Origin of the sequence: Bacillus sp. 007/AIA-02/001 (assembly GCF_004634455.1) — a bacterium.
Classification (GTDB): Bacteria; Bacillota; Bacilli; order Bacillales; family Bacillaceae_G; genus Bacillus_A; species Bacillus_A cereus.
Genome location: NZ_SEIY01000010.1, coordinates 175,520 through 190,027, shown reverse-complemented (window position 1 = coordinate 190,027; position 14,508 = coordinate 175,520). Strand labels below are relative to the sequence as shown.

Sequence of the window (14,508 nt, the reverse complement as noted above, 5' to 3'; positions counted from 1 at the left end):
AAGAATTAAAACAAAACTAAAAGGATTGTCCCCTGTGCAATACAGAGTTCAATCCTTAGTAGCTGCTTAATATATTTGTCTAATTTTTTGGGTTCAGTTCATACATAAGGGACTTTTTTGCTGTGGACAACTTTATCCACAAAACCGATGAAATTGTTAGTAATTTTCAAAAACATTTAATATTTTTCTATATTAAAGCATATATCAGCTGTTTTAATTGTGGATATTTTTCTAAAAATTGTGGACAATGTGGATATAGTTGTTAATATTCCGACTTTACTGTTTAATGAAAGCGCAATCCTTTTGTGGATAACTCACTAAATTTTCTTTAAAAATAATAAAGAACCCTCTTTACATATACAAAGAGGGTTTCATATTAAGTAAAAGATTGTGCAAGAGCAGGTGATTTAATAGGTATATGACGCGGTTCTGCATGATTTTCCGCCAAAATTGCATCTACAATATGGCCAGCTGGCTCTGGAAGATAGATGCTTTTCATTGCTTCTTTCATTTGAAGAAGCTTCACATCATCTTGTAATAATGCCTCTGTTTTTGCAAAAACCTCACTATCATCGCGAATGACAACTGCTGCTCCCTTTCTTTCAAAGTACATCGCATTTTCATTTTCTTGTCCTGGAACAGGCTTATATAAAATGACAGGTACTTGCAACGCTGCTGCTTCACTTAATGTTATTCCGCCTGGCTTCGTAATCATACAAGAAGTAACACGGAATAATTCATCAATATTTTCAACATACCCAAACACTTTTAATGCATCGGAATTTTGCTTCTGTAAACTTAATAAATCCTGTTTTAAAGCTTCATTTTTCCCACAAACGACAACTACTTGTAAATTAGGCACTGACATAAATGATTGGCATAGTTCTTTTACATTTCCTAATACCCCATGAGCACCTGCTACAATTAGTAAAATCTTTTTATTCTTACATAACTGATATTTATTATATATGATTTCTGGATTTACCTTTAACTCAAAACTACTCCGAATTGGAATTCCTGTTTCAACAATTTGTTCCGCAGGTACACCGATATCAACCATCAATTCTTTCACATGATCCGTTGCAACAAAATAACGATCTACTTCTCGATGAATCCATATTTTGTGCACGCAAAAATCCGTTAATACGTTATAGACAGGAATTGAAATACCTGTTTGTTTCTTTAATTCTGGTACAGCGATAATTGGAAATGTATTAATTACAATATCTGGTTTCTCCACCTGTAAAAGTGTTTTCAAACGTTTCCTTCCAAAGTTCGCATACCAAGATGCTATTTTCTTATCATAAATTTTTTCTACCCCGTAATAAAACAAACGATATAATTCTTTTCCTATTGTATAACTTTTTAAATATAGATATTTTGTAATGTCAGTTATAAATGGATGTGATTCTCCAAACAAGTCGCATACAATAACATCTTCAATTCCTTTTTGGCGAAATGTTTGTTCTAATGTTTTTGCTACTTGCACATGACCATTACCGTAATGTGCAGTTAATATTAAAACCTTGGGGTTTTTTATCAAACAAATCCACTCCTAGCTTTTTGTTTCTCCATATTGCATATACGACAATAGGAAAAACATTTTCCTTAAAAATTACATAAACAGATTTTAATAATTCCCTTTCAGCTATGTACCTGTCGTGGATATGCAAAGCATATAAGATTGACCCCTTAATCCTATCTGTGCTCATATCTTTACATTATACTTTCCTATAAGAGCTTTCGCAATAACTTACAAATGTTCTCTATTCCATGATACTCACTCTTTTACTTCTTAATTCTTTTTACTATTTTGATTTCCCTTTACAATTATGTAAATTTCTCCATTTATTCCGTACAAAATTATGGATATTCTATTTTCAGTATACTCTTTTATCAATATATACTCTAGATTTTATTGTAAAGAAAGCAAAAAGCCTAATCCAATATTTGGATTAGACCGCTTGTAAAATATATTTAGCATGTTCTACATTTTTCTCAGTAGGTGGTTCTACATTTGCGAGTGGATACTTGTGTCCAAGCGCCTCCCATTTATATACACCAAGCTTATGATATGGTAACACTTCAACTTTTTGAACATTAGACAGACTTTGAATAAAGCTAGATAGTTTTTGTAGATCCTCTTCATTATCCGTAACACCAGGAACTAATACGTGTCGTACCCAAATCGGTTTATTCTTATCCGATAAATAACGAGCAAATTGTAAAATATGTTCATTTGGTTTCCCTGTTAATTTACGATGCTTTTTGGAATCGATATGTTTCAGATCCAATAAAACTAAATCTGTATAATCCATTAAAATATCTAGCTTATTTTGGAATTCTGGTTCCTCAGAATAACAACCACCAGAAGAGTCGATTGTTGTATGGATACCAGCCTCTTTACACTTTTTAAACAACTCAATTAAAAAGTCTAGCTGTAATAATGGCTCTCCACCGCTAACTGTTATACCGCCTCCGGAAGCTTCAATAAATGGAAGGTAACATGTCACATCCTGCATCACTTCTTCAACTGTTATTTCTTTACCTTTACCGATTTCCCACGTATCAGCATTATGACAATATTGACAACGTAATAAACACCCTTGTGTAAATATGACATAACGAATCCCTGGGCCATCAACAGTACCACAAGACTCTACAGAATGTATTCTTCCTTTTACCATGTTACTTCCTCCTTTATTGAAACAGCCTCCCTTCGCTATATATTAAGAGCGAAGGGACACTTTTTTCATTTACATGCTTTCATGCATTGTACGGTTAATTACATCAATTTGTTGTTCACGAGTTAATTTAATAAAGTTTACAGCGTAACCAGATACGCGAATTGTTAATTGTGGATATTTCTCAGGATGTTCCATTGCATCCATTAATGTTTCACGGTTAAATACGTTAATATTTAAGTGGTGGCCTTCTTTTACTGCATAGCCATCAAGCATTGATACTAAGTTACGTACTTGTACATCATCTTCTTTACCAAGTGCTTTCGGAATAATAGAGAATGTATTAGAAATACCATCTTGTGCATCTTCATATGGTAATTTAGCCACAGATAATAATGAAGCTAATGCACCTTTTGTATCACGTCCATGCATTGGGTTCGCACCTGGTGCAAATGGTTCTCCAGTACGGCGGCCATCTGGAGTATTACCAGTTTTCTTACCGTATACAACGTTAGATGTGATTGTTAAGATTGACATTGTATGAACAGAATTTCTGTATGTTTTATGTTTACGAAGTTTATTCATAAATGTTTTTACAAGATTTACAGCAATCTCATCTACACGATCATCATTGTTACCGTATTTAGGGAAATCTCCTTCAATCTCGAAGTCAACTGCAATACCATTTTCATCACGAATTGGTTTTACTTTTGCGTATTTAATTGCACTTAATGAATCTGCTACTACAGATAGACCAGCAATACCTGTTGCCATTGTACGAAGAACGTTTGTATCATGAAGTGCCATTTCAATACGTTCATAGCTATATTTATCATGCATGTAATGGATAACATTTAATGTGTTTAAATATAGACCCGCCAACCATTCCATTGTCATATCAAACTTATGCATAACTTCTTCATAATTTAATACTTCAGAAGTAATTGGTGCGTACTCAGGACCAACTTGTGCTTTAGATTTTTCATCTTTACCACCGTTAATCGCATATAATAATGCTTTCGCTAAGTTTGCACGAGCTCCGAAGAACTGCATTTGTTTACCGATTCTCATTGCAGATACGCAACATGCAATACCGTAATCATCGCCGTATTCAGGGCGCATAATGTCATCATTTTCATATTGAATTGCTGATGTTTTAATAGACATTTTCGCACAATAGTTTTTAAAGTTCTCTGGTAATTGTTTAGACCAAAGAACAGTTAAGTTTGGTTCTGGAGCTGGTCCTAAATTATCTAATGTATGCAAGAAACGGAATGAGTTCTTTGTTACTAATGGACGACCATCTAATGCCATACCACCGATAGATTCAGTTACCCAAGTTGGGTCACCAGAGAATAATTCATTATAATCAGGTGTTCTTGCGAATTTCACAAGACGTAATTTCATAATGAAGTGATCTACAATTTCTTGTACTTCTTCTTCTGTTAAAGTACCATTTGCTAAATCTCTTTCAATGTAAATATCTAAGAATGTAGAAGTACGCCCAAGACTCATTGCAGCCCCGTTTTGCTCTTTAATCGCTGCAAGGTATGCGAAGTATAACCATTGGAATGCTTCTTGCGTGTTTGTTGCTGGCTTAGAAATATCGAAGCCATGAGAAGCGGCCATTTCTTTTAACTCTTGAAGTGCACGCATTTGCTCAGATAACTCTTCGCGTAAACGCATTGTATCTTCGCTCATTACACCGCCAGTTAAATTTAAATCAGCTTTTTTCGCTTCAATTAAATGATCAATACCATATAACGCTACTCGGCGATAGTCACCGATAATACGTCCACGTCCGTATGCATCTGGAAGACCCGTAATAACACCTGATTTACGTGCATTTCTCATTTCTGGTGTGTATGCATCAAATACACCTTGGTTATGAGTTTTTCTCCAATCTCTAAAAATACGACTAAGTTCTTTATCCATTTCGTATCCATAAGATTCACAAGCTTGTTCTGCCATACGAATACCACCATATGGTTGTAAAGAACGTTTAAATGGTTTATCAGTTTGGAAACCGACTACTTTTTCAATATCTTTATTTAAGTATCCAGGGGCATGTGATGTAATAGAAGAAACAATTTTTGTATCCATATCAAGAACGCCACCGTTTTCACGTTCTTTCGTTGTTAAATCCATTACTTGATCCCAAAGTTGTTTCGTTGCTTCAGTTGCTTCTGCTAAGAAAGATTCGTCTCCTTCGAAAACGTTTACATTATTTAAAATGAAATCGCGAACATCAATCTCTGCTTTCCATTTTTCACCTTTAAAGTTTTCCCATGCGTTTTTAACATTTTCTAATACTTGAGTCATCCTAATCTCCTCCATTTTTGATTAGTACAGGACTAAGATTTTTTATATAACAGCTTACACACTTAGAATACTACTTTTTTACGAAAGTGAACGAAATAGTTGTGACATGTTTGTGAAATATTGAGCAAACTACTATATATATAGTGTTAACTTCATTTAAAAGTCTTTAAAATTAACCCTTTCCTTAATTGTATTTTTTTGGTATCCTTATATACGAGTCCTATTTTGTAATATAAGAACAATACCCATTGTAGAGCTGTAATACTCTTATCTCCTAATCTGTTATAGTTTTTATAACAGAACAAAAAAGTGTACACATGTTGTACACTTTTTTGTTACTTCTATAAAACATCTCTTTTTCTATTGCCATCATAGAATCCGCCACGATTGTCTGTTAATGAAATTATTTGCTCTAGTCCCTCTATATGATCACCTATAATTCGAAGTACAGCTGGAGGGTGACCTATTTTTGCGAAATGTTCACTGGGACGAATACGGTTCATCTTATCAACCTCAACACGATATACACATGCAATTTCAAATCCAGACAGAAGAGCCTTCACTTGTGCTACACAAGGTGACAATAAAGATTTATACCCAATTGCTTTCAAACACTTTTGGCTAAATGCATTAGGTACCGCAATAAGTGAGCCTACCCCTAAATCCTTTCTATCACAAGCTAAATTTAGTGCATACTTAAATGCAGTTACAAGATGAAGTGGTACTCTTAAATCTAAATAGTGATTTAAATCATTTAATGCGACGTCCTTTCCATCTGCTATAGCTTTTGCAAAAGGATATAGCTCACTCGCTGGAATAATAAAATCGCCGTCTATAAATAACACAATTTCTCCTTTGGCAAAATAAGTTCCAAGTGAGCGCCCTACATCATTTCCGAGTGCTTCTTTATATACAATTGTCGTTGCCCCTTTGTCTTTTGCAATTTTTTTCGTTTTATCTGACGAACCATTTACGACAACGATAATTTCGAAGGGTTCAATTTTGCGAAGCTCTTCTATAACGTTTCCAATTGTTTTCTCTTCATCTTGTACGGGAATAACAACAGATAGTTGCTTTCCTTTATACAAATTAGATGTGACGCCCCATCCTTGATAAAACTCTTCAAAACTTAAAGTATGATAGACACTATCCCTTTTCCTATTTCCATCATAATATCCTCCGCGCTCATCACTGCTTAATATCCGTGCCGCTACTGCTTCTATATGATCACCTATCATTCTTTTTTCAGATTGGGAAAGATTTGTTCCATATGCAGCATGCTGGAATGGACGAAATTTATTTGGCGTAATAACGTCAATGGCGCAATGACGACTAATTCTCCATTTACTTTGAAGTAGGCGTAAATGAGCCACAATAGGATTAACAAAACATTCATATCCGATGCTTTGAACGACTTCTTTCGTCAGCGCATGAGGTACATCTAATAAAGAATTAATTTTTAATTCTTCACGCTCTAACATTGCATTTAATATTTGGCGCCATACTGTAATAGAAGTAGGTTTTTGCCTTTTTAAAAATAATGCATCCAAATTATTTAAAACTACATCTGCCTGATCGTATAAAATCGGATTAAGGAATAATTTTAATTTTGAAGTTTGAATAGCAAAATCACCATCTATAAATAGTAATACATCACCTATCGCATGTTTTGCGCCGACTGCACGTCCAACATCGTTCCCTAGTAGCTCTGTATGTTTGATTACTTTACACCCTAAACGATCTGCAACATCTTCTGTTCCATCATTACAACCGTTTGCTACTACAATAATTTCTACTGGATTTAATGGTCTTACCGATTGAATAACGTCTGAAATCGTATCGACCTCATTACATGCAGGAATAATAACAGATAATGACTTAGCCATTGTTTTGTTCACGAAACCACTTAATTGTTTCCTTCAATCCGTTTTCCCACGTTACTTTCGCCTGAAATTGAACAAGCTTTTTTAATTTTGTTACATCTGGTCTTCTATTTGGAATTTCTTCAAAACCATGAGGATATACTTCTTCAAAAGGCACTTGTACAATCTTCGAAGAAGAATTCGTTAATTTTTTAATTACTTCTGCTACTTCTTTTATACTCTGTTCATTCTCAGAACCTATATTAATAATCTCACCATTTACCTTCTCATCCATTGCCCGAATTGTTGCTTCTACCGCATCACTCACATACGTAAAACAACGTGTCTGCTTTCCATCTCCATATACGAGAATGTCTTCTCCTTGCAAAGCCGCACTAATAAATCGCGGGATTACCCCTGCATACGGACCATCTTTCGCTCTTGGACCATAAATATTAAAATATCGAACAATCGTTACCGGTAAACCTTCCAATGCGTATCCTAAACATAATGTCTCTTCCAACGTTTTACAAACTGCATAACTCCAACGAATTTTAGAAGTTGCCCCGTATAATCGATCTCCCTCTTCAGAGAAAGGCGGCTTGGCCTTACCATATACTTCTGAAGTAGAAGCAAAAACTACTTTCTTCTTTCCTTTTAACGCTGCTTGTAAAATATTTCTCGTCCCATCAAAATTCGTTTCTATGAGCTCTATACTTTTTTCCATTGTTGTTTTCACACCTAAAATTGCTGCTAAATGAAACACGACATCATGCTGATCTACTAATTCATAAATAGAATTTTTATCTAAAACACTTATTGGAATAACACGGATTTTTTTCATTAACTCTTTATGGTACTTATTTTTACCTTTATAAAAGTTATCCACAACAGTGACCTCATAACCTCTTCTCATCAACTCTTCAGCTAAATGCGACCCGATAAATCCGGCCCCACCTGTAATTAAACATTTCTTACTCATTTACTCACCTTCTTTACAATCCCGCGTGTATCTATTACTCGGTCCATTCCTTTAAAAAGCTTCCAATCAATATTAGAATGATCCGTTAAAATTAAAATACAATCCGCTTTTTTAACTTTTTCTTCATCTAAAGAAACAGATTGATACACCTTATCTCCAATTTCCGCGAAAGAAATATAAGGATCATGATATTCTATCTCGTATCCTTGATTTCTTAATAATTGAATAATCGGTAACGCTGGTGATTCTCTCAAATCATTTACATCTTTTTTATACGCAATCCCTACAATTAACACCGTTGCAGGTGATTGCACCACACTTTTTACTTTCCGGACCATTTTCTCTGGCATTTCTTCATTAATTATATGTGCTGCCTCAATTAATTGACTAATTGCCCCATTCTTTTTTATTCTCCATTGAAAATATAAAGGGTCTACTGGAATACAGTGTCCCCCTATCCCTGGCCCTGGCCAATATGGAGTAAACCCAAATGGTTTTGTAGATGCCGCTTCAATGGCCTCATAAAAATCAATGCCTAAACTTTCACATAGTGTGTTTAGTTCATTTACTAAAGAAATGTTAACTAAGCGCTGAATATTTTCAAATAGCTTGCACATCTCTGCTACTTTCGGAGAGCTAACAGGTACAACTTCGTCAAAAATGGTACTATATAAATCCTGTACCTTTTGTCTACACTTTTCTGTTTGTCCACTAATAACTTTTGGAATAGCTTGAACTGAATATTGACTATTTGCTGGATCAATTCTCTCAGGGGAATATCCGATATAGAAATCTTCCCCTACCATGTTACTATTTTGAGAAATAATAGGTAGGATGACTTCTTCAAGTGTGCCTGGATATGTGGAGCTTTCAAAAATGAAGGTTTGTCCTTTTTGAAGGTTTTGTTGTATATAATGCGAAGCTGAAATGAGGGCACTTAAGTCTGGTTCTCTTTGTTCATTAATTGGAGTCGGGACAGTGACAATAACATAATCACTACTTTGAAAATCAGCAATGCCTTGATCCGGTGTGTTTACTGTTAATTTTTTTTTCGTCAATAAACTTTGTAACTCTTTAGAAGAAACATCTGGAATATAACTTTCTCCTTTTATAATTGAGTCTATTTTTCTAATATCTTTATCTAATCCAAGTACTGTATGCCCTCTTTCTGCAAAATGTACCGCTAAAGGAAGGCCAACATACCCTAACCCAATAATAGCTACTTTACTACTATTCATTTGTATTCTCTTCTTCCCTTCTCAATTGTTGAATGATATCTCTATCTCTATCTCCATCAGTAAAGCCACCACGTTCGTCCGTACGTTGTAATAAATACGTAACCGCCTCAAGTTGATCACCGAAAATACGATCAAACGCTGAAATACGCCCATTTACAAATTCGTGTTGCTCTGGACGTACTCGATTTGTTTTTATAACATCTACTAACTCTACTGTTGTAATAGAGAATCCTTCTAAAATAGCTTTCACTTGTGCTAATGGCGGAATGATAAGGGAGTCATATCCTATTTTCTCTATTACCTTCTTATGCATGGCATGTGGTACAGCAGTTAGTGAGTTATTCCATAAATCTGGTCTTTTCGCTACCAAATTCAAAAAGTATTTTCCCATACTAATTGGATCTGCTGGATGAAACATATCTAATAAGCATTGTAAATCATTTAACACCACGTCATTTCCATCTTCAACAGCATGTAAAAATGGAGTGAGTTTTTTTGCTGGAATAACAAAATCACCATCAACGAATAAACAAATATCTGCCGTAGCATGCATAGCCCCTATTGCTCGTGCTACATTATGTCCAAGCGCCTTCGTAAATTCAACTACAATAACATTCTCTAGCTTTGCCTGTTTAACAGTCTCAACATCTGCTCCATTTGCGACAACTATAATTTCATCTACACCTGCTTCTTTCACTTCTTGTATAACAGACCTTATAATTATTTTTTCTTCTGATACCGGGATAATGGCACTATATTTCGCTTTTTTCTTTTGTAATAAAACTGGTTTATACTTTCCTACAAACGCTCTATCTCTATTGTCCTCTGAAAAACCACCGCGATTACCGTATGTTTCGATTACGTATTGTAAAGCACGCAAATGATCACCCATAATACGACTAGTCGCTTTCGGATAAGGAGAGCCAGGTGATGTGCCCGTATGGACAGGACGAACTTTATTTGTGTAAATGACATCAACTGAAGCCATATCAGAAATATCTACTCCTCTAGACATCGCCATCGCTTGAAATAATGCTGGATCTGCTAAATTCCACCACCCCAGTTTTTCAATCACTTTACGACTTATCGAATGTGGTATTGCAATTAAAGATCCTACAACAAACTCCTTCTTGTTCAAATAACGATTTAACATATATTTTCCAACCGTCGTATAATGCGGTCTCATCTTCAAATAAACGGACCATGTTAAATTATTTAAAACAATCTCATGTCCTTGCTGTATTCCTTTAATAAAATTGTATAATTCTTCACTTTTCATGACGATATCACCATCTAAAAATAAAACAATTTCACCTTTTGCTTCTCTAGCACCAATTGCCCGTCCCACATCATTACCAAGGGAATATCTATAATAAATCACACGGCAATTATGCTGTAGCGCTATTTCTTTCGTACCATCTGTCGATCCATTATCTACTATGATAATTTCATATGGTTCGAGCTTTCTTACTTCTACTAAAACTTTTGATAAAGTACTTGCTTCATTATGCACTGGAATAACAACTGACACTCTCATACTTGTATCACTCTTACCCTTCCAAGCGAACATAAGCAATAATAGGAATACGCACAACTACATCTTCTGGTGGTCCATAAGAAGGAGAAGTACGAACAATTACTGCCCCATCCGTCACAGATAAAAGAACGCCTGCAATGATTTCTACAGCTGTCACAACTTGCACTAGTTCCCCAACATGGTTACGTAATTCATCAGTAAATAACATATATAACGCTCCTTTCTTACGCTTCTTTAATTGATATAATACTTGTAAATGGTAATAAAACTTCTGTTCCTATTCCTTCTTGCAATGTTAAGAAGTCATCACCAACTGCTACAATAACGCCTGTTAACTGTCCCACTGTCACAGTAATTTCTACGTTTTTACCTAAATACTGCTCTGCAATTTCTTTAAAAGGTGATGTAGTACATTCTTTTAAAATGTTACAAATAATAGATTGAAATCTACTTGATTCAATAACTTCTTCAGTAGCTTGCTTAGAGTTTCTTTGAATAAATCTCGCGAAGTTTTGTGAAAATAAAAGTCTTTCCACAGCAGGTAATAACTTATTATCTAAAAAATAATCTAATTGCCTATTAAACAATCTCGATAATTTATTCCAATATTTTCTGAACAGACACATACACTTCTCCTCCTATTATTTTTAGATTATAAAATTTCACATCCATACATCTTAATGTATACAAAATAGATATTTTTGTGATAGGTAAGACATACATTTTCTAAAAGAAATATTTGGTTCAAGGCATAAAAAAAACTATCCAAAAGGATAGTTTCTTACACTTCAATATTCCGCAATATCGAATAAATATCGTTATTCACTTTACCAAATGATTTAATGTTATTTTGAATGTTAGATAATAAAACAACATATACACTACCATTTTTACTAAATCCGTTTAAGCAATTCCATCCTGGCATTACACCGTGATTCGAATAGCTTCCTGGGTCTACGTACCATCCAAACCCGTAATCCTTTTTTCCACCCGTAAACATTTGATCGTAACTCTCTTTTGAAATTAATTTACCAGAGAATAGTGCTTCGTTAAATAAATATAAATCATGCGCACTTGTGTATATATCACCACAACCATATAGTTGTGACATGCTCGGAATATTAGGTGTTGTCATATTATTATTTACTATTTTATAACCCGTTGATGGGAATCTTGTTTGTTCTAACGCTGTGCCAAAACCAGAATGTTTCATACCCGCAATAGCAAAAATATGTTGCTTAATATATTCTTCGAGCGACTGTCCACTTACCTTCTCGGCAATGTATGCAAGTATAGAGTAGTTCGAGTCAGAATACTTCCATTTCTCTCCTGGACCACCAATACGCTTTTGATTTCCTATCCGCTTTATCAGTTCTTCATGAGAAATATCTTCTTTTCCCTGCTCATATTCGGGAATCCCTGATGTATGTGTTAATAGATGTTTTAGCTGAATACTATTACCTTGAGGAAAATTTGGAATATACTTTGCAACAGTATCTTCTACTTGTAATTTATTTTGATCTTTCAACTGCATAATAGCAGTTGCTACAAATGCCTTTGAAATAGAACCAATATAAAAAGTCGTCTCTGAATTATTCGGTACTTTCTGTTCTTTATTTGCCATACCGTACCCTTTATTCAAAAGAACTTTTCCATTCTTTACAATAACAGCTGTCCCGCTAAATCCTGCGTTTTGTAAATACTGGTCTAATTGAGCGTTTTCATTAATTTCTTGAGGTGGTCCCTCGGGAAGCTTCTCCACAGCTTGCGCTTGCTTCACTTGTTCTTCCTGCTCTTTTTGTTTTTGCTTCTGTACTTCTTGTTTCTTTTTTTCTTCTTTCTTTTTTAGCTCTTCTTGTTTCTTCATTTCTGCTGCCGCTTTTAAAGTTTCTTCTTTCTTATTATGCGCAACAATTTTTGTATACATAAAATATACAAGTGATAATAGTAAGACGAGAATGATTGTTCTTTTTATGTATACAATCGGCCGACGTACTTTCCCATTCGCATTATTTTTTTCCTGATCCATAATTGCTTTTTTCCCCTTACTCACCAATAATTTAATTCCTCTATTAAAGATTTATTTTAGTAGATTATGGATAATCCATTCTATATCATCCCTACTTTATCACGCACTGCACATATTACCAACCTATATGTACAAAAAAGAAAAAGAAAATTTACAAAAGTAAGATTCCCGTTAAATTATTAACAAAAAAAAGAGGATATCCTCTAAAAAATTGATTTTATCAATCTTTTTGGACATCCTCTTATCTCATTATTTATACGTGTTTTTTCATATCATCGGCAACAGATTCAACATTTGTACCTACGATAACTTGTACACTTGTATTACTTAATTTCATAACACCTTTTGCACCAGCACGTTTTAATGCTGCTTCATTTACTTGACCAGCATCTTTTACTTGTAAGCGTAGACGTGTTGCACAGTTATCAATAACTGTTAAGTTTTCTTTTCCGCCTAAAGCTGCTACGTAAGTTTCACCGATTGAACCTGCAACTGGTGCCTCACCATCTTCAACTAACTCATCGTCATCTTCACGACCAGGAGTTTTTAAATCGAACTTCTTAATTAAGAAGTAGAATACTATGAAATAAATTGCTGCGTAAATTAAACCGATACCTGCTAGTAAGACTGGTTTTGTTGCAATACCGAAGTTTAAAGCGTAATCGATTGCACCGGCACTAAATGAGAAACCATCATGAATGCCAAGCGATGTTGTAATGAATAAAGAAAGACCTGTTAATACAGCATGAATACCATATAATACTGGTGATAAGAACATGAATGAGAATTCAATAGGCTCTGTAATACCAGTTAAGAATGAAGTTAATGCTAGACCAGCTAACATACCAGTAACTGCTTTACGCTTTTCTGGTTTAGCAGCTGCAATCATTGCGAAACATGCTGCTGGTAAACCGAACATCATAACTGGGAAGAAACCAGTCATAAACATACCTGCTGTTTTGTCACCTGCAAGGAAACGAGCAATATCACCATTAACAACATTACCTGCTGCATTTGTAAAGTCCCCAAATACAAACCAGAAGTATGTGTTCATTACGTGGTGTAAACCAATTGGGATTAATAAACGGTTTAATAAACCAAATAATCCTGAACCAATTGCACCTAAATTAACAATTCCATGAGCTAATGCATCAATACCATTTTGAATTGTTGGCCAAATTTGTGCAAATAGAATTCCTAATATCAGCATCACGACTGATGTAACAATTGGAACGAAACGTTTTCCAGCAAAGAAACCTAACCATTCTGGAAGTTTAATCTTATGGAATTTATTATAAAGAAGTCCTGCTATAACACCAACAATAATACCACCTAAGACTTTCATATCTACTTTAGTCGATAATTCAGCAGCCTTAGATACTTGTGTCATTGTATCCGCAAGCTTAGATGGATCTACATTTGCGCTATTACCTATTAAATCTTGGACTTTACTTAATTTACCTTGTAATTCAGCAGTTGAATACCCTTTGCTAAGTGCATCAATACTATTTTTCATAACAAGATAACCAATTGCACCTGCAAGACCTGCTGCACCACTACCATCCACTGAAAGACCGATTGCAATACCAATTGCAAAAATAAGTGCTAAGTTATCAAAAACTGCTGCGCCGGCCTGTGCCATAACAGGAATATCAAATACATCTGGTTGCCCTAAACGAAGCAATAATCCTGCTGCTGGTAGTACTGCGATCGGAAGCATTAAAGCTTTACCAATACGTTGTAAAAACTGCAACATTTTAATTCCCCCTAATTAAATTTATGAAATCGTTATCATTATAAGTACGCTTTAGAAAACGCTTTCTATTACATAACCATAATAACATATAGTTGTAT

Annotated in this window: 11 protein-coding genes and 1 pseudogene; all 12 read right to left on the bottom strand. The window is 34.7% G+C overall.

The window, feature by feature from the left end; all coding sequences use genetic code 11:
- Nucleotides 1–376: 376 nt before the first annotated feature.
- Nucleotides 377–1,543, bottom strand: a complete 1,167-nt coding sequence (locus ES895_RS19480; protein WP_000594688.1) for a diglucosyl diacylglycerol synthase — start codon at nt 1,541–1,543, stop codon at nt 377–379.
- A 412-nt stretch (nt 1,544–1,955) separates the two neighbouring features.
- The gene (gene pflA / locus ES895_RS19475; RefSeq protein WP_000238467.1) at nt 1,956–2,687 is read right to left on the bottom strand and encodes a pyruvate formate-lyase-activating protein; all 732 of its coding nucleotides are present in this window, start codon (nt 2,685–2,687) and stop codon (nt 1,956–1,958) included.
- A gap of 69 nt (nt 2,688–2,756) precedes the next feature.
- Nucleotides 2,757–5,006, bottom strand: coding sequence for a formate C-acetyltransferase (gene pflB, locus ES895_RS19470; protein WP_000195464.1), 2,250 nt, complete (start codon nt 5,004–5,006; stop codon nt 2,757–2,759).
- Between the two features lie 152 nt (nt 5,007–5,158).
- A pseudogene (locus tag ES895_RS19465) lies at nt 5,159–5,379 on the bottom strand (hypothetical protein).
- A complete protein-coding gene (locus ES895_RS19460) occupies nt 5,348–6,892 on the bottom strand; it encodes a glycosyltransferase family 2 protein (RefSeq protein WP_002100715.1) in 1,545 nt (514 codons plus the stop codon). Before ES895_RS19460 ends, ES895_RS19465 begins: the two are co-directional and overlap by 32 nt.
- Complete coding sequence (locus tag ES895_RS19455; protein ID WP_000037023.1) at nt 6,885–7,850, bottom strand: NAD-dependent epimerase/dehydratase family protein; 966 nt, start codon at nt 7,848–7,850, stop codon at nt 6,885–6,887. The genes ES895_RS19460 and ES895_RS19455 overlap by 8 nt, the downstream gene beginning before the upstream one ends.
- The gene (locus ES895_RS19450) at nt 7,847–9,088 is read right to left on the bottom strand and encodes a nucleotide sugar dehydrogenase (protein WP_135238572.1); all 1,242 of its coding nucleotides are present in this window, start codon (nt 9,086–9,088) and stop codon (nt 7,847–7,849) included. Before ES895_RS19450 ends, ES895_RS19455 begins: the two co-directional genes overlap by 4 nt.
- A complete protein-coding gene (locus tag ES895_RS19445; protein WP_087966451.1) occupies nt 9,081–10,625 on the bottom strand; it encodes a glycosyltransferase family 2 protein in 1,545 nt (514 codons plus the stop codon). Before ES895_RS19445 ends, ES895_RS19450 begins: the two co-directional genes overlap by 8 nt.
- Nucleotides 10,626–10,638: 13 nt before the next feature.
- Nucleotides 10,639–10,833: an LSm family protein gene (locus ES895_RS19440; RefSeq protein WP_000899469.1), complete on the bottom strand. Its 195-nt coding sequence runs from the start codon at nt 10,831–10,833 to the stop codon at nt 10,639–10,641.
- Between the two features lie 16 nt (nt 10,834–10,849).
- Nucleotides 10,850–11,251: an LSm family protein gene (locus ES895_RS19435; RefSeq protein ID WP_000335548.1), complete on the bottom strand. Its 402-nt coding sequence runs from the start codon at nt 11,249–11,251 to the stop codon at nt 10,850–10,852.
- 155 nt (nt 11,252–11,406) lie between these two features.
- Entirely contained in the window at nt 11,407–12,654 is a 1,248-nt protein-coding gene (locus ES895_RS19430; protein ID WP_000371841.1) for a serine hydrolase domain-containing protein, read from the bottom strand.
- 253 nt (nt 12,655–12,907) lie between these two features.
- The gene (gene nagE / locus ES895_RS19425) at nt 12,908–14,410 is read right to left on the bottom strand and encodes an N-acetylglucosamine-specific PTS transporter subunit IIBC (RefSeq protein ID WP_000938903.1); all 1,503 of its coding nucleotides are present in this window, start codon (nt 14,408–14,410) and stop codon (nt 12,908–12,910) included.
- Nucleotides 14,411–14,508 lie beyond the last annotated feature (98 nt).